General features: G+C 49.1%; 18 protein-coding genes. 3 read left to right on the top strand and 15 right to left on the bottom strand.

Annotation, left to right across the window (positions count from 1 at the left end; all coding sequences use genetic code 11):
- A partial coding sequence (locus ACXYMU_RS07645; protein ID WP_458985775.1) for an MBG domain-containing protein occupies nt 1-1,880 on the bottom strand: 1,880 nt, incomplete at its 3' end.
- A 535-nt stretch (nt 1,881-2,415) separates the two neighbouring features.
- Between ACXYMU_RS07645 and ACXYMU_RS07640 the strand changes: the two genes are divergently transcribed.
- Nucleotides 2,416-3,276, top strand: a complete 861-nt coding sequence (locus tag ACXYMU_RS07640) for a DUF2911 domain-containing protein (protein ID WP_458985774.1) — start codon at nt 2,416-2,418, stop codon at nt 3,274-3,276.
- A 74-nt stretch (nt 3,277-3,350) separates the two neighbouring features.
- Here the strand turns inward: ACXYMU_RS07640 and ACXYMU_RS07635 are convergent, their stop codons facing one another.
- From ACXYMU_RS07635 to mnmA, 5 genes are all read right to left on the bottom strand, one after another.
- Nucleotides 3,351-5,786, bottom strand: coding sequence for a TonB-dependent receptor (locus tag ACXYMU_RS07635; protein ID WP_458985773.1), 2,436 nt, complete (start codon nt 5,784-5,786; stop codon nt 3,351-3,353).
- Nucleotides 5,787-5,795: 9 nt separating this feature from the next.
- Nucleotides 5,796-6,452, bottom strand: a complete 657-nt coding sequence (rpe, locus tag ACXYMU_RS07630; protein ID WP_458985772.1) for a ribulose-phosphate 3-epimerase — start codon at nt 6,450-6,452, stop codon at nt 5,796-5,798.
- A gap of 64 nt (nt 6,453-6,516) precedes the next feature.
- On the bottom strand, nt 6,517-8,178 hold the full coding sequence (locus ACXYMU_RS07625; RefSeq protein WP_458985771.1) for a S8 family serine peptidase: 1,662 nt from the start codon (nt 8,176-8,178) through the stop codon (nt 6,517-6,519).
- Nucleotides 8,179-8,181: 3 nt separating this feature from the next.
- Nucleotides 8,182-8,931 (bottom strand): hypothetical protein, encoded by a 750-nt coding sequence (locus ACXYMU_RS07620; RefSeq protein ID WP_458985770.1) that lies wholly within the window; start codon nt 8,929-8,931, stop codon nt 8,182-8,184.
- Nucleotides 8,928-10,061, bottom strand: coding sequence for a tRNA 2-thiouridine(34) synthase MnmA (gene mnmA / locus ACXYMU_RS07615; RefSeq protein WP_458985769.1), 1,134 nt, complete (start codon nt 10,059-10,061; stop codon nt 8,928-8,930). The genes ACXYMU_RS07620 and mnmA overlap by 4 nt, the downstream gene beginning before the upstream one ends.
- A 248-nt stretch (nt 10,062-10,309) precedes the next feature.
- On the opposite strand from mnmA, the gene trpF reads away from it, so the two are divergent.
- Both trpF and ACXYMU_RS07605 read left to right on the top strand, forming a co-directional pair.
- Entirely contained in the window at nt 10,310-10,933 is a 624-nt protein-coding gene (gene trpF, locus ACXYMU_RS07610; RefSeq protein ID WP_458985768.1) for a phosphoribosylanthranilate isomerase, read from the top strand.
- Nucleotides 10,934-11,007: 74 nt separating this feature from the next.
- A complete protein-coding gene (locus ACXYMU_RS07605) occupies nt 11,008-11,958 on the top strand; it encodes an alpha/beta hydrolase (RefSeq protein WP_458985767.1) in 951 nt (316 codons plus the stop codon).
- A 71-nt stretch (nt 11,959-12,029) separates the two neighbouring features.
- On the opposite strand, the gene trmB is transcribed toward ACXYMU_RS07605, so the two are convergent.
- The 9 genes from trmB to holA all read right to left on the bottom strand — a co-directional run bounded on the left by trmB (nt 12,030) and on the right by holA (nt 23,405).
- Nucleotides 12,030-12,692 carry a tRNA (guanosine(46)-N7)-methyltransferase TrmB gene (gene trmB, locus ACXYMU_RS07600; protein ID WP_458985766.1) on the bottom strand — a complete coding sequence of 221 codons (663 nt, stop codon included), beginning with the start codon at nt 12,690-12,692 and terminating at the stop codon, nt 12,030-12,032.
- 6 nt (nt 12,693-12,698) lie between these two features.
- Nucleotides 12,699-13,991 (bottom strand): bifunctional folylpolyglutamate synthase/dihydrofolate synthase, encoded by a 1,293-nt coding sequence (locus ACXYMU_RS07595; RefSeq protein WP_458985765.1) that lies wholly within the window; start codon nt 13,989-13,991, stop codon nt 12,699-12,701.
- Nucleotides 13,992-14,021: 30 nt separating this feature from the next.
- Nucleotides 14,022-14,948 (bottom strand): hypothetical protein, encoded by a 927-nt coding sequence (locus ACXYMU_RS07590; RefSeq protein ID WP_458985764.1) that lies wholly within the window; start codon nt 14,946-14,948, stop codon nt 14,022-14,024.
- 10 nt (nt 14,949-14,958) lie between these two features.
- A complete protein-coding gene (locus tag ACXYMU_RS07585) occupies nt 14,959-15,354 on the bottom strand; it encodes an ExbD/TolR family protein (protein WP_458985763.1) in 396 nt (131 codons plus the stop codon).
- Between the two features lie 2 nt (nt 15,355-15,356).
- A complete protein-coding gene (locus ACXYMU_RS07580; protein WP_458985762.1) occupies nt 15,357-16,061 on the bottom strand; it encodes a MotA/TolQ/ExbB proton channel family protein in 705 nt (234 codons plus the stop codon).
- 1 nt (nt 16,062) lies between these two features.
- The gene (locus ACXYMU_RS07575) at nt 16,063-17,235 is read right to left on the bottom strand and encodes an HU domain-containing protein (protein ID WP_458985761.1); all 1,173 of its coding nucleotides are present in this window, start codon (nt 17,233-17,235) and stop codon (nt 16,063-16,065) included.
- A gap of 4 nt (nt 17,236-17,239) precedes the next feature.
- The gene (locus ACXYMU_RS07570) at nt 17,240-18,934 is read right to left on the bottom strand and encodes a TonB-dependent receptor (RefSeq protein WP_458985760.1); all 1,695 of its coding nucleotides are present in this window, start codon (nt 18,932-18,934) and stop codon (nt 17,240-17,242) included.
- A gap of 48 nt (nt 18,935-18,982) precedes the next feature.
- The gene (locus tag ACXYMU_RS07565) at nt 18,983-22,117 is read right to left on the bottom strand and encodes a tetratricopeptide repeat protein (protein WP_458985759.1); all 3,135 of its coding nucleotides are present in this window, start codon (nt 22,115-22,117) and stop codon (nt 18,983-18,985) included.
- Between the two features lie 241 nt (nt 22,118-22,358).
- Nucleotides 22,359-23,405, bottom strand: a complete 1,047-nt coding sequence (holA, locus tag ACXYMU_RS07560) for a DNA polymerase III subunit delta (protein ID WP_458985758.1) — start codon at nt 23,403-23,405, stop codon at nt 22,359-22,361.
- Nucleotides 23,406-23,422: the final 17 nt, after the last annotated feature.

Below are 23,422 nucleotides of genomic sequence, written 5' to 3'. Positions count from 1 at the left end.
CCGCTGTAGCTGTATGTCACTGCGCCAGTTGAGCCAGTCTTAGTAACTGCTGCCGGACCTTGCGCTGATGTATTGTAAGTGAAAGTGTCATCTCCCGTTACAGCTACAGTAGAAGCAGCCTTGTTCACCTTCAGGCTTACAGTTTTGGTTGCTTCGTTGTAGTTGTCAGTGGCAGCTGCAGTTACCGATAGAGTATGATCACCTGCGTTCAGCACGTCGCCGACAGCTTTGTTGTAGCCAAGAGCACCAGCGGCAGAACCACCAGCTACACCAGCCACGGAAGCATTCAGCTGCGTGGCGGAAAGAGCGGCTCCATACGTGATGGCTGCTGGAGTAGCCCAAGTGATGGTCTGATTGGCTTTGTCGATAGTCAAAGTGCCTGTCGCGTTTGAAGCTGCATAATTGCTATTATTTAGGACTGCAATAACAGCATAAGTGTCGGCTTTAGTCGGTAAAGTATTGGACCCATTATAAGTAACATTGACTGGTAGGTTAGCCGGAGAGGTAGTAATAGTAGCTCCTTGCGCGCTACCGGTATAGGTCTTAGACAAATCTGATAGCATTATGGTGGCTAGTGCTGGTGTAACCGATAAGGTGCCATTGCTATAAGTTACATTGTAGTTACTCAGATTTGTGTTAGCACCAGCAATAGCCGCGCTCGGTACGATGCTGTATGTGGCAACATCAGCATTAACTGTTGCCCCTGCACTATTTAACGTAACTGCTCCAATACTCTGGCCAGAAACCATAGGTGTAGATGCATCAATAGAAAAAGCTGTAGTACCTAAAGTCAAAGCATTGCCATAAACTTTGGTATTGTTATTAGCTTTTACCGTAACAGGCCGGGCAATTACCGTTAAGTTCTGTGCCACATTTCCTGCGGCACTGTAAGTATTATTACCAGGCTGTGAGGCTATGATTTCTGTCATACCAGCGCCTACAATGGTTACGGTACTGCCAGAAACAGTAGCCACATTAGGATTACTGCTAGTGTAGGAAACCGCAAGGCCTGAATTAGAAGTTGCACTTAGAGAGAAAGTTGCATCACCAAAGGTTTTCTGTGCAAGCTGAGAAAAAACTATTATTTGATTCGCTTTAATTGTTGTGAAAGGTTGCGCGGAGATTTCAAAAGCACCCCCACCATAACTTCGATTGCCAAAACCCGTTGTGGTCCAAGTATAGCTTCCAGCTGTACCGGGGTTGGCAGTAGTAACAGTAAAGGTTAACTCTTCTTGATTTTTAAGTTCATCACTCGATCCATAAGCTTTCATGCTAATCAATCTAGTTGTAGCGTTATATCCATCGCTAATCCATGTTTTATTTCCAGAATTTGGCGCACTTACTACTGGTGATGAAAACCCGTTAGGAAGTAAAACTCTAAAAGAACCTAAAGCTCCAGTTGTATTTTGTGTATTAGTGTTTTTAATGACTATGGTATATGTGGCAGTTGAACTGGTTGAGGAACTTCCTTCTGTAAGAGATAAATTAGGTGTTATTTGTAAAGCATCAGTAAACACTGCAGTAGCAACTTTAGCACTCTGTTTGCCCACAGCAGTAACAGTAAATGTCACACCTAAATGCCGTGTCTCGACATCGTACCTGATAACCCAATTACCTTCTTCATTCACTTCAACATCATAAACGTGATAATCTGGGTAATCAGGTTCTTCTTTGAATTCTACATGAACCATTTGATCCCCTGTCCAACCTGAACCGGTAATGATGGCTACCTCTCCAGGCGCATAATCATCCTTGTCAGATGTGACCGTTTGCGCGTGTGCTCCAAAAGCGCTGAGCAGGAGCATGACTATCACCAGCACCCCCTGCTGGACATAGTGGTGCTGCCTGCAGAAATTCTGCAGTAAAATTTTTGAACTCATCTTATAATTTGTTTTAATTGTTTGGTATGGGTGAACAAAAACACAGCAATAGCCTTCACCAAAACACAGTGCTGTGGCATAAATCGCAAGCCTATTTGCATCAAGCCTACCTAGAGGCTTTTTTGAGCGAATTTTTAGCTATTTAGAAGGTGTTAACCAATAAGATTGTAGGGATAATTATTCTTTAATCAACTAAACCAACTTGCAGCATTTTACAAGTTTCAATAAACATATTACAATTATACGCAAAATAAGTTTCATATTATACAACACATAATTTGAATGTTTATACTACAATCTTCTTTAAGTTCTTAGTAAAATAATTTTGCAATACTATATATTTAAATTTTGTATTGCTTTAGTTATATTTGCAACATTGGTACAATTAAAAGCTGTAGTAGCAGCAAGGCTTTTTTAGTAGATTTGCAGGATATTAAGGTTCAACTCAACACTTAATGAGCGATAGCAGTTGTTTGGCATAATTTTTATATTATAATCATACTTTAGCTATATATTAAATATTCTGAGCTTCAACATGCGTAAAATATTTTTTTCAATTGCCCTGTTTTTTTTCATGACGGTCCTATCGGCACAGGCGCAGGTGGTGTTTCCGCAGGCAAGTCCGGCAGCTTCCGTTAGCCAAACCATTGGCTTAACCAACATAAAAGTTGCTTACCATACCCCCAGTGTGAAGGGCCGAAAGATATTCGGAGACCTGGTACCTTATGGCTCTTTGTGGCGGGCGGGTGCAAACGAGGCCACGCTCATCACGTTTGAGGATGAACTTTTCCTGAACCATGAACGTGTGCCGGCCGGTACTTATTCTTTCTTCGTTTTCCCTCAAAGCGACTCGCTATGGCAGGTCGTGCTTAACCGCGATACTGGTTTGTGGGGTCTGGAAGGGTATAATGAACTGAACGATGTGGCGTATCTGGAGGTGAAACCAGTGAAAAGCAGCTTCCAGGAAACGATGCAATTTTCGTTTTCTGACATTAATGAGAACAAAGGAAAGCTTAACCTAGCCTGGGAAAACCTGAAGATCAGCCTGCTTATTGAAACAGAAGTAGAGAAAAAGGCCCTGGCTAACATTAACAAGGCACTTGCCAACGCTAAGCCAGACGACTGGTATATTTGGGCACAGGCTGCTGAGTATATGCTCCCGCGCAAAGAACACCATCAAAAAGCCCTGCAATGGATCAACAAGTCTATTGCCATCAAGGACAATTTCTTCAATAACTGGATCAAGGCAAAGCTTTATGCCTATAACAACGAGTACCAGATGGCTTCTACGTTCACGGCAAAGGCAATGAAGCTGGGTACTGCGGAGCCAGATAGCTACAAAGAATATGCCCGCCAAATTGAAAGTGCTTACGAAGACTGGAAGCGCCGCAGGTAATTGCAGTCCATGTTGCATCAAAAGCGGAGCCTCTTAACCGGGGGCTCCGCTTTTGTTTTAAAGGCTAGCTGAGCTTAAAATTTAGCTATAAACCGTAGATTGAGGCGGCGGCCCGTTAGAAAATTCGGTACGGCATAGGTCAGCCCGTTTACATCGCTCACATAGGTATAGGAAATCCTGTTATTGGCATCAATCAGGTTCAGCACCTCTAGCCCGATCCAAAGGCTTTCCAACGACACGGTCTTGCGGGAAGTCAGGTCACTTTCCAGCAAAATTAGCTTCGAGAAGCCCAGGTCCACCCGCTTATAGGATTTGCCATCAAAGCCATTCCGATACTCCGGCTGGCGGGGCGGACCAAACGGCAAGCCGCTGCCATACACCAGGTTCAGATACATCCGCACCGTCGGGTTGTCCGGGAGATGGTCCTGGAAAAATACGCCAATGTTCAGCAACTGATCTGATGGTCGCCGGATATAGCCCTTCTCCATTTTCCCGGTCTGCTCCCCCCTTCCATTAAACACAAACGACGAATCGCCCTGCACATCTTCTTTCGTGGTCAACAATCCAAGGCTTAGCCATGATTCTGCACCCGGTATAAACTCCCCGTTCACCCGTACATCAAAGCCAGCGGCATAGGCTTTCGCGTTGTTTTGCGCATAATAGCGCAGCCGCACATTGTCGATGTCATAAGGGATTACATTCGTGAGCCATTTATAATAGGCTTCTGCAGTCAGTTTAAAGTTTCGGCCCCAGGCTGTGAACAGATAATCGCTCCCTAAAATGGCGTGAACGGCACGTTGCGCTCTTAAATCAGGGTTAAGCTTGCCTTCAAAATCCCGAAGCTCGCGGTAAAAAGGGGGTTGGTAATATAGCCCTAAAGCTGCTTTAAAGGAAAGGTCGGGGTTTTGGCGTGTAATAAAAGAATACTGCACACGGGGTGAAATGTTAAGTTCTTTGTTAAAGCCCCAGTAAGTGGCACGCAGGCCGTAGGTTATGGTTTTAAGGGAGTCTATTTCATAGGTATGCTGCACATAGCCGCTATAGCGCTGTGTGCTTAAGTCGAGTGCAGACCGGAGGAAATAGGTGGGAGACACAAAATCGGCAGAATCGGCAAAACCGTATTCCGATAATTCATCTGAAATATTCTCCTGGCTCGTCTTTGCCCCGAACTGTACCTGGCTCCGGGCGTTCATGCGCCAACTGTTCCGAAGCTCAACTGTACCGATCCTGGCGCGCAGCGTATTGCGGGCATGGTCGTACTGCGAGCCAAAACCAAGCTCCTGCTGGCACTCCCCAACGTTGTTTCCGACCGTGCTCACATCGCACAAGCGGTAGTAAGCCTCAACTTCCCGAAACTCCCGTTCCCAGGAGTTCACAGCCGACAGCACCACTTCTGATGTAAAATTATCCGTGAACCGGTGCGTCAGGTTAGCGCCGGCCTGATAGGTGTTGTACTTCATCAGTTCCTGTCCCTCAAAACCAATGGTCAGGCGCAGCGGGGCCTGGCGCGTACCAAAGGTGGTCACCTGCGTTTCGGGCTCCACAGCAAAATCGTTTTGGGCGAAGCTTCCCAGTATACCAAGCGTTGTGCGGCCTGGCTGGCTCGGATTACGGCTCAGGTCGAAGTGAACATAGGCCTGGGCATCAGAGAAAATGGGGTTATACCTGCCATCTACGGGTAAGCCCCTTAACATGTATTGCCCGTTTTTATGCCGTGCGCCAAAGAGGTACGACACTTTTTTGTTTTTCGAAGCAGATTCAAGGTGCAAGGTGCCGCCCGTCAGGCCGCCGCTCACAGAGCCTGCAAACGCAGTGGGTTCTTTGTATTGGATGTTCAGCACAGACGAAAGCTTGTCGCCATACCTGGGCTGCCAGCCCCCGGACGAGAAGGCAATGTCTTCCACCAGGTCAGGGTTCACGAAGCTGAGTCCCTCTTGCTGGGCACCCGTGATCAGAAATGGCCGGTAAATCTCGATGTTGTTCACGTACACCAGGTTCTCATCGAAGTTACCCCCCCGAACCGAATAGGTGCTTGATAGCTCGTTGTTGCTACTTACGCCAGGCAGCGTAACCAGCACCTTGTTAAAGTCGCCGTAGGCAGAAGGAAGGGTTTTGATATCGCGGGCATCCAGCTTCACCACACTTACCTGCTCACGGGTATCCTGCTCGTTCTTGCCCCGCACATCGACCGTGCGCAGCTGCTGATCATTTGACTGTAGCACCAGTTGCAGGCGCAAAGTTTCACCGGGTTTTAGCAGCAGTTTTTTCTCCAGCTCCTGATAGCCCAGGTATCGGACAAGCAAAACCAGTTCCTGCCCGGAAGGCACTGGCAGGCTAAAAGAACCTGTAGCATCTGTCTGCGTGGCCAGTTGCGTGCCTTTGATGGCTATAGTAGCCAATTCTAAGGGTTGGCGTTGGGTGTTGAGCACGTTGCCCTGCAGGAGCGCCTGCTGTGCTGATACGGCAAGCGGAAATAGCAGCAAGAGGCACACCGAAAGATATTTCAGCATGCGAGACACTTAGTTAGAAGCGGCTTTGAGTTGCGCAATGGTATGGAGCGGGTCAGCAGCCGAGAAAACAAAGCTTCCTGCCACCAGCACATCCGCCCCCTGCTCCAATAGCTTAGGGGCATTCTCTTGGTTCACGCCTCCATCAATTTCAATCAGGGCGGTTGAGTTGCGGGAGATGATCAGATTTTTCAACGTTTCTATCCGGCGGTACGTGTTCTCGATGAACTTCTGGCCGCCAAACCCTGGGTTCACCGACATGATCAAGACCAGGTCCGCATCGGCCACGATATCCTCCAGCAACTGCACGGGGGTATGCGGGTTCAGGGCAATGCCTGCCTTGGCACCGGTGTCCTTTATTTGCTGCACCGTGCGGTGCAGGTGCGTACAGGCCTCGTAGTGTACCGTGATATACTCAGCCCCGGCAGTTCTGAAGCGCTCGATGTAGCGTTCCGGCTCCTCGATCATCAGGTGCACGTCCATCGGCTTTTGGGCATGGCGCTGTATCGCCTCCATTACCGGAAAGCCAAAGGAAATATTCGGCACAAAGCGGCCGTCCATGATATCAATGTGCAGCCAGTCGGCCTGACTTTTGTTAAGCATCTCTACTTCTGATTGCAGATTGGCAAAGTCAGAGGCGAGAACAGAGGGTGCAATTAATGGGCTCATAGTACAGATTAGTGCTTTTGCCAAGATAAGCAATATTTTGGAGGGGCTGGCTCCCGATGCCGTTTTATGTCTTTACAAACTTAAGCGTCACGACTTTTTTGCCTGAGCGCAACTGGCACAGGTATAAGCCCGCCTGCAGCTGGCGCGGTTCCAGCTGTAGTTGTTGCTCTTTCTTCGGGTTGTTCAGCAACTGGGTATACACCTGCTTACCGGCCACATTCGTGATGCTGATTTGCATTGGCTGTGTCCACCATTCTTCGCCTAAGGTGAGGACCAGTGGCTGCGCCTGCACGGGGTTGGTGAGGTATGCATAACTCTTTAGCGGGAGATGGGGCAAGGCCGTCAGTGTGCGGCTATAAGACGGAACGCCATACCCCACGCTGTTGTCGGGGGCGGCTGCCTGATTGCTGCTTTGCCGCAGCAACTGTATCATCTGTAGGTTAGTCTTGCTGTAATTAGCCTGCCACAGACTGGTGACAAACCCCGCCATGATCGGCCCCGAGAAGGAGGTGCCGTTAGCCCGCACAACCTGGCCGGTTGTGGACAGTACGTAAGCATTTGCACCCAGTGCCACTACGTCTGGCTTGATCTGTCCGTCAGACGTCGGGCCGAAGGAACTGAAGCTAGCTTTTACCCCTACTGAGTCAATCGCGCCAACGGCCAATACAGAATCTGCATCAGCCGGTGAACCCATGTACTTCCAGGTTTTATTGCCTTCGTTGCCGGCGCTAACCACCACCAGCATGCCTGTTGCCGCAGCAATGTCCGCTGCTTTAGCCACCAAGGTGGTGTTGCCATTCAGGTCGGCGTAGGTATAACTGACAGAAGGGTTATCGAACGTGGTATAGCCCAGTGACGAGTTGATGACATCCGCCCCGGCACTGTCGGCATATTCGGCGGCCAGGAGCCAGTTAATTTCTTCGATGTGGTGCTCGGAGGCAACATCCTCGGTGCGCAGCAACAGGTAATTGGCCTCATAGGCCGTCCCGATAATCTTACCAGGTGCAAAAGCGGCCATGGTTGAGAGTACCAGGGTGCCGTGCGCGTTTGAGCTGTAAACCTGCTCCTGCTTGTCCACAAAGTCGTAAGTGCCAAGAATCCTGGAGTTCTGGAACAGATGCGCGAACGGCTCTAACGTGTTGACTTGCGGGAATCCTGCATCAAAAACAGCAATGGTAAGGCCCTTGCCCGTATAACCGGCTTCATGCAGGTTTGTTGCCCCTAACATATTGGCTTGGTGGAAAGAAAGGCCATAGGTTGCCTGATCGAGCGCCTGCTGCGCAACAGCTTCGGAAACCTGCTCCTCCACTGTCAGCTTTGTTCTCAGAATTTTATTTTCGGGAGGTATGGCAACTCTATTCAGCGTTCTTGTCTGCTTTACAAATGGAAGCCCCTTTATTTGCTGCAGTTGTTCGTCTGAGCACTGCACTACGGCAGCATTAAACCAGCGCGAACTATACCACACAGCCACGCCTAAATCCTTTAATGCGGAAACATAAGCGGGTGAAACAGGCAGATCGCGGGGGGTGATGGGAATTTGCTGCCGTTGCCTTCGCGACAGCGCCTTAGGAGATAGAAAAGCCTCGGGACGGTTTAATGAAAATGGCGTGCCTTGTTTGTCGTTAAAGTATACGAGGCGTTTCTGCGCTTCGCCCGATGCCTGGCCAAAAGCAACATGGGCTAATAAAAACCAGGAAAGCGTTAGGAGAAGCCAGGTAGAACGCATGCGTTACATTTTTCCGTGAGAAATTAACTCCTCGTGGCGCTCGTGCCCATCCAACTTATAATTCTCCCCGAATTTGCAATTATCCGGGGCACAATCCGCGATAACTACCCGGTTGAAGACTCTATACACCAGGCCCACATTTTCGGCATATACCTCGTACCGTTTATCAAGTCTGACTGGGTAACTGTTTGGGCCGTTTTGAACCACCGTGATCGTATTCGGGAAAATCTGCGTGGCTATACTATAAGGAGACCCTACGTTTTCGTAAGTATACAACTCCTTTTCGTCACGGATCTTGGTGCCGCGTACAGGCACCACGCTGTCATTATACAAGTGGTCGTTGTAAGCATCGCCTACAAACTCAAGGCCCTCCCTCACCGGGAAAACAAGCTTTACATACTTGGTGTTGTCTTTGGTGAGCAGCACCATGCCGTCCAGCTTGGCCACCACCATGACAGAATCGTCTTCCCAGGTCGCATTTTGGTCTTTACGTATGGAGCGGACGATTTTATAATGGAGCGTTTGGGTTTGATCGTAAAAAGAAGTGTCTACCCGTTCCCGCATCTGAAAGCGCGTAGTGTCACCGACATTAAACTTAAATTTAATGTCGGTGACACTGTAGATGCGATAGTCGCCAACAGCTAAAGGATAATAGCCGTACCCCATGGCATCAGGACCCACGTCTTTGTACTTGTCCTCGCAACCGGTTACAAAACCAGTCAGCAATGCCAGGAGCAACAGCGCTTTTCTCATGATTGCAGCACGTCGAGTTTAATGTAATCCAGGTTGTAGTTCGACTCAATCCATCCGCCGCCCACAACATCATCGCCTTCGTAAAACACAGCGGCCTGCCCAGGGGCGATTGCATGTACGCCGGAAAGGAAATGCACTTTCATTTTGTCGCCCACCTGCTCAATAATAGCTTCCGTGCCTGAGTCGTTGTAACGGACTTTCGTAACTGTCGGGATTGGTCTGTCAATCAGGTCCTCGTATTTAGACATGCTTAGCTTGCCAACCGTCATGGCGTTTTTGGCCAGCTCCTCGAAGTTGCCCAACACCACCTGGTTCTTGTCTTTGTCGATGCGCGTAACATAGGCCGGGAATCCTAAAGCCACCCCCAAGCCCTTGCGCTGCCCGATGGTATAGAAAGGATAGCCCTCGTGCTTGCCGATCACAGTGCCGTCCTCCAGCACAAACTCACCGCCTGCAACCTTCTCCTCAAGCCCCTCTACACGGCGCTTGAGGAAGCTGCGGTAGTCGTTATCCGGTATAAAGCATATTTCATAAGACTCCGGCTTGTTCACCAACTCGGTAAAACCACGGTCTAGTGCCATCTGCCGGATTTCTGACTTATGCAGCTTTCCTAACGGGAAAATCGTGCGGCTTAGACTTTTCTGTGAGATCCCCCACAGGGCGTACGACTGGTCTTTGTTTTCGTCCAGGCCCTTCGAGATCACATACCGGCCATTCTCCTCGCGAATGTTCGCATAATGCCCGGTGGCAATGAAATCGCAGCCTAATTGGTCGGCACGGCGCAGCAAGGCATCCCATTTGATATGGGTATTGCAAAGCACACAGGGATTTGGCGTCCGCCCAGCAAGGTATTCGTCCGTAAAATGGTTGATAACGAAGTCCCCGAACTCATCGCGTATATCTATTATATAGTGCGGGAAACCTAGTTGTACTGCGATGTTACGGGCATCGTTGATGGAATCGAGACTGCAGCACCCGGTCTCTTTCTTGCTAGCACCGCTAGAAGCATAATCCCAGGTCTTCATCGTCATCCCCACCACTTCGTAGCCTTGCTCATGCAGGAGTACAGCTGCCACCGAACTGTCGATGCCGCCGCTCATGGCCACTAATACCCTTCCTTTGTTACTCATCTATCGTAATAAAAAAACTTCAGCTAAAAAATTCGTTATAATTGCAAATATAGCAACAACAATACAGTTATAAAGTTTCAGGAATCTAAAAATGCTTTCGCTGCACCTTATATACCTCATGGCACAGGGGTATGCAAGGGAGAAAAAAAGCATAAAATAGTGGCATGGTTCATGAAATGCGTTTTACTTTGAACCACAATTCGAAAATTATAATTTAAAACGGCTTAAATCTTAAACACAATATATCTATGGGCTTACGTACTTCAGTGATCGTGAATGGCATAAACAATTTAAGCGATGCGCGCTACTGTGCTGGTATGGGGGTTGATATCATCGGCTTTAACCTGAAACTAGACGATCCGGAGCGTGTGCAGCCAGATACACTGAAAGAAATCACGGGTTGGGTATCGGGTGTAAAAGTGGCTGGGGAGTTTACGAGAGCCCGCCCGGAAATGATCAATGACATGGCCGATGAGTTTGGCCTGGATTATATACAACTGGATACGCCATACCTCATTGACGAGATTGAGGAAATCAATCGCCCGGTAATCCAAAAGATCTTCATCAACAAGGACACCGTTGAAAGTGAACTGCTGGAGATGATGGAGCTCTATAGCCCGGTAGTGCATGCATTCATTATTTACTCGGATGACTTCCTGACCGTGGACGAAACCAACCTGAAATTCTTGAAAAGCATCTCAAGGGAATATAAAGTATACATTGGTTTCGGCATAGACAAAACCAACATCAACAACACGTTAAGCAAAATCAAACCTGCCGGGATTGGTTTGCACGGAGGCCACGAGATTAAACCTGGCCTGAAGGACTTTGATGAGTTGCAGGATATTTTTGAGGAGATAGAAGAACACTAGGCAAAAACTGGTATAAAGGCGAGCCCGTGACGGAATAGAACAATCAACTGTAGAATCTCAATTAAAAGAATAGCATGCTGAAAACTAAACTCTCCAGGTATACATCTTGCTGTTGCTTTGTTGCACTGGTACTCACAGCCACTTTCTCATGGCATAAGGGGTTTGCCCAGAAAAGTGAAACAGAGATTCCGCTGTACCGATCCGCTATCCCCAATGAAATTCCAGGTCCTGATGAGGAATCCGTTAGCAACGAAGGCGGGAAAATCAGGATAAGTAAGGTCAGGAAGCCAACCTTGTCGGTTTTCCTTCCGCCAAAAGGCAAAGCCACCGGTACTGCCGTATTGATTTGCCCTGGCGGCGGCTACAGCATCCTGGCTTCCGGCCATGAAGGTTACGATGTGGCCAGAGAATTTAGCAAGCGGGGGATCGCAGCGTTTGTTCTGAAGTACAGGTTACCAAACCCTGCAACATCCTCCCATCCGGAGTTGGCCCCGCTCCAGGATGCCCAGCGCGCCATGCAACTTATCCATGAAAACGCAGAAGAGTGGCAAATCAAACCAGATAAAATAGGCATTATGGGTTTTTCTGCCGGAGGGCACCTGGCATCGACCGTAGGCACGCACTTCGATAAGACCTATGTTGAAGATGCTGAATTGGTTAACATGCGCCCTGATTTTATGATCCTGGCCTACCCTGTCATCAGCAACGACACAGCGATTTGGCATAAAGGCTCCTTTGAAAAGCTCCTTGGCACCAACCCCACAGCAGAGCTGAGTTTTGAGTTTTCGAATGAGAAACAAGTGACGGCGCAGACCCCTGCAACGTTTCTGATGCATGCCAAAGACGATCAGGCAGTGCCCATAGCAAACTCGCGGGCCTTTTATGATACGCTGATTAAAAACCGCGTTTCAGCAGAGATATTTACTTACCCGAAAGGCGGACATGGCTTCGGCCTTCATAACCCCACATCCGGGAACGCCTGGTTTGAACATGCCTTGAACTGGATGAAGCGAAATAAGTTTTAAACGATATACATCATTATAAACAAACAGCGCCTGCTTTATGAATTAAAGCAGGCGCTGTTTGTTTAGGCATTTTAGTTAAACTGAAACTGCAGGTATTTAATTGCTACTCCCTCAGCGATGTACCGCTTCTCGTAAGTGGTATAAATGCCCATCGTGTGCTCCTGCAAATCCGAGTTATACAAATCATGGGTATAAACCAGGTTCCTGATCTGCGAGGCACGTTCCTGTAATACCTCCAGGGTATAGTCGAACAAACCAAGGTTATCTGTTTTAAGATGCAGGATACCATCCGGTTTCAGGATTTTCTTATACAGTTCCAGAAAACGCGGCGAAGTCAGCCTGCGCTTGATGTCCCGGTCACGGGGGCGAGGGTCTGGAAAAGTGATCCAGATTTCATCAACCTCGTGGGCATCAAAGTTATCCTCGATCTGTTCGATAAAAGTGCGCAGAAAGGCCACGTTCTCTAGTTCTCCTTCCTGAGCCAGCGTGCTTCCTTTCCAGAGGCGTGCGCCCTTGATATCACTTCCGATAAAATTCTTATCCGGGAACAGCTGAGCCATCCCCACGGTATACTCTCCCCTGCCGCAACCAACTTCCAGCACCACCGGGTTCTCATTCTCAAAAAACTCCTGGCGCCACTTTCCTTTTAACTGCCCATAGTGCTCATTACCCGGCTCAATCACATTTTCACGCTCCGCAATGGCAGCAAATTTGGCTAATTTCGATCTTCCCATTTTATATTATAAATCCTCTATCTCAGCAACTACAAAGGTACTGCCCCCAATAAAAATAACCTCATCTGGGGCAGCATTTGCTTTGGCTGCAGCAATAGCCGCTGCCACGGTGTCATACCCTTCCCCACTCAAACCGGTTTCCTGCGCTTTTGCGAGTAATTCGGTAACTGGCAGGGCACGGGGGATGCTGGCCTGGCAAAAGTAATAGCAATAGGTTGGTGGCAATAGTTGGAGGATATCTGTGATGTCTTTATCGTTGACAGCGCCAAACACCATATGCACCTGCCTCGGGGCCAAACTATCCAACTGCTTAAGTATTTGCTTAATGCCGTCTTGGTTATGCCCTGTGTCGCAAATGGTTAAAGGTGATCTATCTACTACTTGCCAACGCCCCTTCAAGCCTGTTAATCTCCTTGCCTGGGCCAAACCGCTTCGCACCGAGGTATGTGAGATGCTATAACCCTGCTCATGCAATAACACCAAGGCCTGTAATACACCCGGCACATTGTATTTTTGGTAGTTGCCCGCAAGGTCTATTTCCAAACCTGGCAAAAATGATTTCTCCTGATGGTATACCTGCATCACCTGCCGCTCGAGTGTTGCCTCTGTTACTTCTATCCGGAAATGATCTGGGGCAAAATAGATGGGGGCTTCCACCTCCTGTGCTTTGGCCTCAAAAACCTCCTGAGCCTCAAGTTGTCGCGTACTAATCACTACAGGTATACCTGTCTTGATTATACCGGCTTTCTCAGAGGCGATGGCGCTGATCGTGGACCCAAGCAAGGCCTGGTGGTCATACCCAATATTAGTGATAAGGCAAAGCTCGGGATGAATGATGTTAGTAGAGTCCAGGCGGCCACCCAGGCCTACCTCAATTACGGCAATGTCAACCTGCTCATCCGCAAAATAAGCGAAAGCGAGCGCCACCGTCATCTCGAAAAAAGAAGGCTGTACGCGCTCGAAAAGGGTCTTATGCTGCTCTACAAAATCAATCAGGTAGTCTTCCGGCAGTTCTAACCCATTCACGCGTACCCGCTCTGTGAATGATTTCAGGTGAGGCGAGGTGTAGAGCCCCGTTTTATAACCGGACTCCTGCAGCACTGCCGCCAGCATGTGCGAGCTGCTGCCTTTACCATTTGTTCCGGCAACATGGATGGATTTGAATTTGTGCTGCGGGTTGCCTAGCGCATCGCACAGGGCAATAATGTTATCTAGGCTCTTCTTAAAAGCAGCATTGCCGATGCGTTGGTACATCGGCAATTGCTGGTATAGATAATCAAGGCACTCTTGATAAGTCATAAAAATTCAATCTGGTACAAGCCCTCGCTGTTAGCGAGAGGTAATTCTAAATACAACCACGCCAGAGGCACCATCGCCTGAAGAACCGGAGCCCGTGCGGCTAAAGGTGGTTTTCTGTAACTGCTCTTTATACCACGCCACTACCTGGGGCGACACATTGCTTTCCAATACAGTCACACCGGTCAGGTTTCCGTCACCATCGATGCGGATAGAGAATTTCACAAGGCCGGTTTCGTTGCTGTAGGGGTCTTTGCGCGGCTCAATATCATAACGCCATCCTGGCATGTTAAGGGAACCGCCCGCTCCTCCTCCGGCCTTGCCGTAAAGGGACTTTGCATCCACTTTGCCCTTGGGATCCCCTTTGTCACCCACAGCGCCGTCATCGTCGCCGTTGTTATTGCCGGTAGGGTTGTCAGAAGAGCCGTTCTTGCCTGTTCCGGTGCTGTTGGTAGGCTTGCCCGGGTAAAGCGACTTGGGCTTCTCAGGCTCTTTTTTCACTACTTCCTCTTTCGGCTCAGCTTTAGGCTGCGGCTTCATCTCCTCTTTAGTAGGTTGAGGTTTTGGCTGTGGCTTCACCACTTCTTTCACCGAAACAGGCGCATCGGCGGTTGTCGTCGTCACCTTCGGTGTTTCGACGGGCTGAGGGGGCGATGGCGGTGTAGGCTTGGCTACAGGCTGTGGATCGGGAAGCGGGTCGGGTTGCGTGGGTGCGGGTTTGCTGTCTTCTGTGTTTTTAGAGACATTAGGGCTAGCCTGCGTCTGCACCTCACCGCTCCCGACAGCATCCATACCAAAATTGAGTTCTATACCATACTCTGGTGCCGGAGGGTCAGGGGCGCGCCAGGCCAGCATATAGATCAGAAAGAGCACAAGCAGCACGTGCATCCCGATGCTAACACCAGCTGCAACACGCTTGTTCTTTTCTTCTTCCTGAGAATGAGCTTGGGCAATTGCCATAATTCAGATCTTATTCAGTTGGCACCGTGGCCAGCGTTACACTTGCATTCAGGTTCTTGGCGATGCCGGCTACTTTCACCAGGTGCTCTACCGGTACGCTCTTGTCTACATGTAACACCACGGCTCCTTCTTCTGTTCCTCGCAACAAAGCCGTCAGTTGTGGCTCGATGTCTTCCAGCGCCACCGGCTTATCGTTCAAGTAATACTGTAAGTCCTCTGTAATCGTCACGCTGATCTTCTGCATCACAATATCAGAGGTCTTGCTACTCGGTAAGCTCACCGGCAAACCCGATGGCGTCACGAAGTTAGAGGTAAGCATGAAGAATATCAGCAACAGGAAGATGATGTCCGTCATGGAAGACATGCTGAACTCGGCATTGGTCCTGTTTTTAGAGCGAAGATTCATTGTTAAAGTTGTGGTTCTTGTAAGAGATCAAGGAACTCGATCGAAGAATATTCCATGGCATGCACGATGCTGTCGATCTTAGACACCAGGTAATTATACCCTACATAGGCTGGCAAACCAATAATCAGACCTGTGGCCGTCGTAACCATGGCCTCGTAAATACCGCTCGACAGCAACTTCGGGCTAACAGAGCCTTCTGCCTGCGCAATCGCGATGAAGGCACCGATCATACCTGTTACCGTACCAAGGAAACCGAGCATGGGGGCCGCACCGGCAATTGTTGCTAAGGCAGAAAGGTTTTTCTCCAGGCGGCTGATCTCGATTTTACCCACGTTTTCGATAGACGTCTCAATGTTTTTAAGAGGGTTACCGATACGTGTCAGGCCTTTCTCCAGCATATGCGACACAGGGGTGTTTGTCTGGGCGCAAAGCATTTTGGCTCCGTTAATATCACCGGCAAGTACCATCTTCTTGATGCGCTCGTTAAAGCCCTCCGGGTTTTTAGCGGCTTTCTTCAGGGTAAGGAACCTCTCTACGAAAATGTAGATCGCGGCAAGCGACAACAGCGCCAATGGTATCATCGCCCAGCCACCAGCAAGGGCCAGATCAATAAGCCGTACAGACTCTTGTGAGGCTTCGGCACCCTCAGCTAAAGTAGCAGTTGTGTCAACTGCGGTAGTGGTGATTTGTAATAAGAGTGAGGTCATGTTAATTATTAAAAACCCAAATTGTTTCTCCGAATGATTTACTGTAATTTTTGAGTGCTGCTTTTGCTTCCTCCGGTGTATTGAAGTCGGCTACTGATACCCGGTATAGCTTGCTATTTGGGCCAGGTAGCAGCACTTTAGCCTGATGGCCTTCCTGCCGCACTGCATCCCGGCGCGACTCAGCATTTTGCGTCGTGGAGTACCCCCCGATAATGATATAAGAACGTCCGGTTTTGTCGTTGATTGTAGTAGCAGGCTGCTCAATTTCTTTTACAGGCTCAGCTTTTTTTACCGCCGCAACCTTGGTAGGCGCTGTTATAGTCTCTTGCTCAACAATCAGTTCCGCCGCGTTAGCTAAAGGAACACGGGCACTATCAACAGCAATTTCCTCTTTCAAAAGTTCCGGTTCATCCATACTAGCTTCTTCCACTTCAATTGGTGCAACTGGCAGAATAGCAGCATAGCTTTCCTGGCGCTGATCTGCCGTAAACGGCACATAGTCTGAGGCATAGCGGCTGTAAGTTGGAGTTCCACTAACGGTATAAGTAGCGTTGATGAATGAAACAGGGTTCAAGCTACTGATGTCATAATCTCTCTGCAAAGACAGAAAATAGAGCGCTGTACCTGCCAGGCCCACTAGGGCTAAACTTGCCGCCAAATTATAGGCACGCTTCAAGCGTTTCTTGAACGGTTGCTTCTGTGCGGCATGCTCCTGCTGGCGTTCCTTGATCAGGGTACGCAGCACAGCAGGTTCCTCCACACGCGCTGGGCGCGCGGTTAACTCAGGTAACCCGAAGCTAGCATCCAGCAAATTATCCTCTTCTACATATTCAAACTCTAGCCGTCGCTCAGGGCTATACCGGAACAAACCGATCCCCTGCAGTTCAAAGCGATTATGCTCATTCAGGCTGTGTCTTGCCTGGTGCACAAAGGAGGCAACCAACTGCTGCGCTTCTTCCCTTGTAATGTTGTTATGGTAAGCAATCGTGCTGATCAGCAACCCATCGTTCAAAACCAGCTTCTCGTTGAAAGCAACTTTTTTAGAGGGTGGAGCAAAAGCATGCTTCACCGGGTTGATCTTAGCCGACACATAACGCGTGATCAGGCCCCCGAAATCGGGGATAATGACACAGTCATGGTCATAGAGCAAAGTCTTGATGTGCTTCTCTACCATACGCTTAGAATGAATATGTTACTCCTCCAATCAGGTTAAGGCTCTTGCCTGGGTAGTTCACGAACCTTTCGTACTTCTGCCCAAACAGGTTGTTGGCCATCAAAAATACTGTGAAATTGTTTGTAAAGCGATAGTCCGCCTTAATATTCAAGTCCACTATGTTATCTGTCTCACGCAGCACGGTGGTTCCGTCCTGTTGCGTGATCCGGCCAAATGAACTTACAATATAGTAAAGTTCTGAATTAAAGAGAATCTTGTCGTAGAAGTTGTAGGTGCCGTAAACACTCGCCATCAGCTCAGGGCGATGGAAGGGCTGCTCTAAGGAAGCTGTGTTATAGCGGTTATAATCAGCCTTTACACCGAGCCGTATCTCATCCGAGTAATTGAAGGAAGCTTCGGTATAAAAATTCAAAACATTGGTTACCCCATCATCATAAACAAGGTCGAACTTGGCCGGGTCACTTATTGAGTTGTTATAAAAGTAAAGGTTGCGGTAATTCTGGTATGCCACACGGGCATTTAACTGCACGTAATTGGCTATGTTCGCCTGCATGCCCCCGTATACCTCTAAGCCTTTGTTTATATCAGCCACTCGTGCGTTTGGGGCCAGCCAAGGGTTCTCCTGTGTAAGCTGGTATAAAGTAACTCTTTCCAGATCACCCCCTAAACCTGCGTATAACAACAAGTTACCCTTAATTGGCTCAACCCCCACTCGAACCATCGGGTAGATGTTAAAGTTGCGGGCATCATTCACGGTATCGCCGGTATAGGCCAGCTTCGCCCCCAAGGTAAGTCGGATAGCATTGATCTGACGCTCGTAAGCGGCATCCACTTTCACAAAGCCACGATTCGTAGAGAGCGAGTCTTTATGTGACAAGAAGGAAAGGTCGCTGTTGACGCGGAATGCCGAAGTTTCATCAATGCCATACTGGCTACGCAGGCGCACCGCCAGGTTATTCTCACTCAAGTCGTACCGATCGTTCAGGAAACGGTACTGTACATCGGCTTTGTACTGGAGCGGTGCGTTGGTGCTGTGGTTATGCAGAAAACCGGTCGCAGAGACGCGATTGAACACCTGTTTGATAGAATCCCTCTCTACCTGCTGGTTCCCTTCCAAGGCGGGTTCATACCCATAGAAAAAGTACTTATCGCGGCCGTACTCCAGGTTGCCGCCAACCGTCAGGTCTTTGAGATAACGCTCGCCGTGCAGGTTGATAGCGGAATTGGCTACCGCAGAATTGCTCTTGTCCACGGGGCCGCGGGCAGAACCGATGTGGCTCACGGAGGCCCCATAGTCAGCAGTTTCGCTGCGCTTGTTATGGAAGTATCCCTTTAAGTAAAGTGTCGCGTAATTCCCCACTCCGGCTTTCAGGTAATTGCCGTACAGCTTGGTCAGCTCGTCTTGCTTGATGGTAAGCACCTTCATCTGCAGGCTGATATCTTGTTCCGGCAACCGATAGTCTACAAAACGGTAGCGCACATTACGGTCTTCTGACACAGGGGGCTTGATGCGGAACTTCTCAAAATTCCGGGCAGCTTGCGGCAACTCAATCACACGGTTCTTTTCTACCACAACCTCTGCGTCCTCTAGCCTGGCACCCTCGCCCCAGCCCTGAGTTTGTGCTTGCGCTGTGTTCAGGTAGCTATACCCGACACTCATGACAATGGCTAAAGAGGCTAGTTTTAATTTATTTTTCATGATACGAATGATCCTGTTCTAAACAAATGGCTGATTGATGTCTACTTTCTATTCCTGACCTGTTGAATCAGCTGGTAAAGGTGTATTTAAGGAGTCGCTGGCTGGCGCGGCATTCCCTGTATTTGGCGCCAACTGTTGCTTCTGCGTCTGTTGCTGCGCAGGGACTGTGGCTGGCTTCTTGCCTTCAAACTGCGCCAGCTTTTGCTTGGCCTCCTGTACAATTTCCGGGATGGTCGCATTTTCAATGATGGAGTTGAGCGTTGCCTTAGCCTGGAACATCTCGTTCTGGGCTGCATAGTTATCAGCGATCAACAAGAATGTTCGGCCAAGCCACAAGTCGTAGCTCGAGTACTTCTTGTTGAAATCAAAAGCAACCTCCAGTGACTCCTTGTATTTCTTCTGATTGTAAAGCGTTTGGGCAACCAGGTATTGTGCTTCCGCTCCATTCACATCTGCCGCAGATTCTACCGTTTCGCGCAGCTCCTTCATTGCCTGCTCCATGTTGCCCTGCGCCAGCGTGGACTTGGCTCTGAAAAGAAGGGCGATATTATATGAATTCAGTGAGGCATTACCCTGGCTGATCAATTCGTTCGCCGCACGTTTCGAAGAGGTATAATCGTTGGTTAAGAAATAGCTCTGCATCAACCCGATCAGGGCCGTCTGCTGCTCTTTGCGGTTCGAGGCCAAGTCGCGCAAGCGACCGAAGTACTTGATCGCCTCGGGGTAGTTCTTCGCTTCAAACTCAAGATCCGCCACACGCTGTATGGCACGGTTCACGTATTCTGAGCGGTTTTCAGTGATGACTTGCTTCATGCGCGGCAATCCCTCCTGCATGTTGCGCTGGCGGAGGTATGAATCTGCCAGGAAGTAGCGGGCATCCGCGGTGAACTTGGAGTTAGGATACCCTTTCAGGTACGATTCAAACTTAGGAATTGCCTGTTCGTATTTCTGGCTGAAATACAGGGTCTTGGCTGCTTCGTATTCAATGCTTTCAAGAGCACTACTCTCCGGGTTAGCAGACTTAAACTTATCCAGGTAGGGATCAAACTCACTGCTTCTGTTCTCAGTGCCTAGCACCTCCTGCAGGCTATAAAGCGCACCACTGGCCACTTTGGCGGAAGGGTACTCCTCCAAAACCCGCTTCTGGTCTGCAATGGCCAGGTCATTCTTGCGCAGGTTTGCATAGGCCGTACCACGCTTTTGCAGGGCGTTCGGAATAAGCTTGCTTTCCGGCATCGTGTTGATCAGTGTGGTGAACCCGGACACAGCGGCATTGTAATTACCGGCCTCATAATCAATCACTGCCAGCTGGTAGTAAGCATCATCCAGGTAGCGCGACTTCGGGAACTTGTTGACCAACTCCTGCAGCGCCTCTTTCGCTTTGTCATTTCGGTTGTTGATGCTCAGCACCACCCCTTTCTGAAACAGCGCATAATCACGGTCCGGGGAACTGGTAGAAATTACTCTTTCGTAAAGCTTCAGCGCCTCCGCGTAGTTTTTGCTTACATAGTATGTATCTGCCAAGCGTACGGTCGCATCGTTGTAATTTGGGTTGCTCGGCTCAATGGCGCTCAGATAGGCTTTGAAATGCGTGAGTGCTTTGTCATACTCTTTGGTGTTGAAATAGGCATAGCCTATACCGTAACGCGATTTAGTATAATAGTCCTCTTTGGCATTAGGGGCTGTCCTGAATACCGCAGCGTAGCTGTTGATCGCATCAGGGTAGCGTTGCCCGATGGAGTAAGCCTCCCCCTTTACAAAATGACTGGCCGAAGTCACTTCCTTGTCATAAGGATACTGCAGCGACTTGTCCAGCATTTGCACCGCCTGCGGGAATTTAGCGTCATTAAACAGGTTAACCGCATGGTAGTAAGTCACGCGCTGGTATGTTTGCAGGATGCGCCAGCTTTTGGTCGGCAGACTTTCGATATGGCGAATCGCATCTGCATAATTGTTAGAGCCGAAGTAAGCTTCACTCATCAATTTGTCAGCTTCCTCGCCCTGCTCCGAGTTCGGGTACTTGTCGTTAAACTCAGCCAACGCGTTGATTACCTCCCGGAAGTTGCCGAGCTCATAGCTCACCTGCGCATACTTCAGCGTGGCGGCCTCTGTCACGTCTTTATCCTTGTCGTTCTTTCTGGCTTGGTCAAAAGCTGTTAAGGCAAACTGCTTGTTGTCATCCTTTAGGTAACTCAGGCCAAGGTAATAGGCTGCGCTTTGCCCTAACGCGTCTTTCTTAAGCGCGATCTCCTTGAAATTGGCAATCGCGTTTTTATAGTTGTTATTCTTGTAATCCGTGAAGGCAATTTTATACTGCACAGTCGGCTCTAGCGAGCGCTTTCCCTCGGCATACTGGTTAAAATACTTCTCTGCTGTTTTGTAATCGGCCTTCTGGTAGTAAGCGTCGCCTACTAACAAGGCAATCTCCTCACGTTGCTGCACATCCGGCTTTCGGGCCAAAGCGGCTTCTCCGTAACGGATCACTTCGTATATGTCATTCTCCTTGTAGAGGATCTCCGTGACCATGTAAGGCACAATGCTCGCGTACGCCTCGTTCTTCTCCGCGATCTTCAGATCCGTTTTGGCAGCAGCGTAATCCCCTTTGCGGTACGAGATGTAACCGGCATAATAGTTAGAGGCATACGCGAAGCGATGCTCGTCTTCACGGAAGCCCGTAGTCTTGTTCTTGTCGAAATATACTTTGGCGTTGTCAAAATCCTTCGTGGCAAAATATGAGTAGCCCAGCTTGAACTCGAGTTCTTTATTCTGTTTGATGCCAAGCAGATGTGTCGGCGCTACCTTAAGTAATTCAATGGCCTTTTTATAATCCTTTTGCTCAAAGTAATAGAGGCCGAGCTCATAGTTGGCCAGGGCTGTTTTAGGGTGCGACGGGTACTTGTGCGCAAAATTGAGGATCAGCTGCTCTGCGTCAGGGTGCATGAGGTAGAGGCCGCTAAGCGCGTAATAGTATTGCGCGTCAGCGGTCTTGGCATCGTTGTCCTTCACCTCGATGTATTTGCGGAACGCCTCCTGCGCAGCGCCATACTTAGCCCGATCAAACAGTTCCATACCCTCATGGTAGAACCTTTCTTCGTTTTTAAAAACCTGCGTGTGCTGTGCAACCACCACATGGGAGCCTCCGACCAGTACCGATGCAAGTGCTAATTTGTACGCTATCTTCATATATATTCCAATTGCCTTGAAAGGCTTTCAAATAATTTGATTCTACAGAAAAAACAGGCTTCTCTATGTCTTTGTGGCGCTTGCCGGTTAGCAAAGCCGCCTCATTCAAAGTTAACAAAATTTGCTTAGCAGCAGCCCAGAAAATGAATTTCTTCGCCCTCTGGTTTCACAAATATTATGCAGCTCCTATATAATGCCGAAAGCCTTAGTAATATTGTGTGCATTAGAAAAAATCATTGATTTATGAAGCCAGCCTGCGCGGCACCGGATGCAAGATTTTGAACACGAGTTCGCGCAGAATGGCCGCATCGGACATATCGCCCCCCGTTATGCCCTTTACCTGCAGGTCTGCTACCCGTACATAGTGAATAATGTCTACACAGCGGGTTAAGGGAAACACGCGAAGCGCCTGCATATACTCCTTCACCAAAAACCCCCTGTTGCCCAGGCTTTTGCGCATCCCTGCCTCCGACTTGTCGGCAGCGGTATGGAGACTTAGCAGTTTGGTGAAGAAGGAGAAAAGCAGGGTCAGGTTCGGGATGAGCGGGTTGTTTTTGGGGTTAGCCTCAAAGTAGTGTATAATGCGATGCGCTTTCAGGCTGTCGCGGGTAATCAGGGCCGATTGCAGCTCGAAGATATTGTACTCCTTGCTGATGCCGACATTCTCCTGCACGGCCTGCTCATCCAGGGTGGCACCCGGCTTCAGGTTAAGCAACAGCTTATCAATTTCGTTGGAGAGCCGGGAAAGGTCGGCACCGATGTACTCGCTTAGCAGCACTACTGCCTGAGGCGATGACTTTACCTTTTTCTGCTTCAGGTAATTCGTGACCCAGGCACCTATTTGGTTATCATAAAGCTTTTTGGTGGTCATTACCACTGCCTGCTTTCCGATAGCCTTGGCCAGGCTCTTGCGCCCATCCAGGGTTTTGTGCTTGTAGCAGAACACCAGTATGGTTGAAGGCAAGGGGTGGTTTAGGTAAGCCTCTAACTGCTTCATCCCTTCCTCCTTCTCTATATCTTGGATGCTTTGCGCTTCTTTCACGATGACCACCGAGCGCTCAGACATCATCGGGAAGCGCTTCGCCTGGAGCAAAACGGTCGCTATATCTACATCCTTCCCATAAATCACCATCTGGTTGAAACCCTTTTCATGTTCCTGCAAGGCATTCGTTTCAATGTAATCCGAGATCAGATCGATGTAATAGGGTTCTTCGCCCTGCAAAAAATATACAGGGGCAAACTGCCTGTTTTTAAGTTGCTCGAGGATGCCTTCGGGAGTATGTGACATGAACCAGGGGTGTTAGC

It is taken from the genome of Pontibacter sp. CAU 1760, from assembly GCF_054482735.1.
This window is presented reverse-complemented; position numbering and strand designations above follow the sequence as displayed.

Bases quoted from the DNA above. Each gene is read 5' to 3' on its own strand.
- ACXYMU_RS07640 (WP_458985774.1), top strand. From the start codon at position 2,416: ATGCGTAAAATATTTTTTTCAATTGCCCTGTTTTTTTTCATGACGGTC.
- ACXYMU_RS07635 (WP_458985773.1), bottom strand. From the start codon at position 5,786: ATGCTGAAATATCTTTCGGTGTGCCTCTTGCTGCTATTTCCGCTTGCC.
- rpe (WP_458985772.1), bottom strand. From the start codon at position 6,452: ATGAGCCCATTAATTGCACCCTCTGTTCTCGCCTCTGACTTTGCCAAT.
- ACXYMU_RS07625 (WP_458985771.1), bottom strand. From the start codon at position 8,178: ATGCGTTCTACCTGGCTTCTCCTAACGCTTTCCTGGTTTTTATTAGCC.
- ACXYMU_RS07620 (WP_458985770.1), bottom strand. From the start codon at position 8,931: ATGAGAAAAGCGCTGTTGCTCCTGGCATTGCTGACTGGTTTTGTAACC.
- mnmA (WP_458985769.1), bottom strand. From the start codon at position 10,061: ATGAGTAACAAAGGAAGGGTATTAGTGGCCATGAGCGGCGGCATCGAC.
- trpF (WP_458985768.1), top strand. From the start codon at position 10,310: ATGGGCTTACGTACTTCAGTGATCGTGAATGGCATAAACAATTTAAGC.
- ACXYMU_RS07605 (WP_458985767.1), top strand. From the start codon at position 11,008: ATGCTGAAAACTAAACTCTCCAGGTATACATCTTGCTGTTGCTTTGTT.
- trmB (WP_458985766.1), bottom strand. From the start codon at position 12,692: ATGGGAAGATCGAAATTAGCCAAATTTGCTGCCATTGCGGAGCGTGAA.
- ACXYMU_RS07595 (WP_458985765.1), bottom strand. From the start codon at position 13,991: ATGACTTATCAAGAGTGCCTTGATTATCTATACCAGCAATTGCCGATG.
- ACXYMU_RS07590 (WP_458985764.1), bottom strand. From the start codon at position 14,948: ATGGCAATTGCCCAAGCTCATTCTCAGGAAGAAGAAAAGAACAAGCGT.
- ACXYMU_RS07585 (WP_458985763.1), bottom strand. From the start codon at position 15,354: ATGAATCTTCGCTCTAAAAACAGGACCAATGCCGAGTTCAGCATGTCT.
- ACXYMU_RS07580 (WP_458985762.1), bottom strand. From the start codon at position 16,061: ATGACCTCACTCTTATTACAAATCACCACTACCGCAGTTGACACAACT.
- ACXYMU_RS07575 (WP_458985761.1), bottom strand. From the start codon at position 17,235: ATGGTAGAGAAGCACATCAAGACTTTGCTCTATGACCATGACTGTGTC.
- ACXYMU_RS07570 (WP_458985760.1), bottom strand. From the start codon at position 18,934: ATGAAAAATAAATTAAAACTAGCCTCTTTAGCCATTGTCATGAGTGTC.
- ACXYMU_RS07565 (WP_458985759.1), bottom strand. From the start codon at position 22,117: ATGAAGATAGCGTACAAATTAGCACTTGCATCGGTACTGGTCGGAGGC.
- holA (WP_458985758.1), bottom strand. From the start codon at position 23,405: ATGTCACATACTCCCGAAGGCATCCTCGAGCAACTTAAAAACAGGCAG.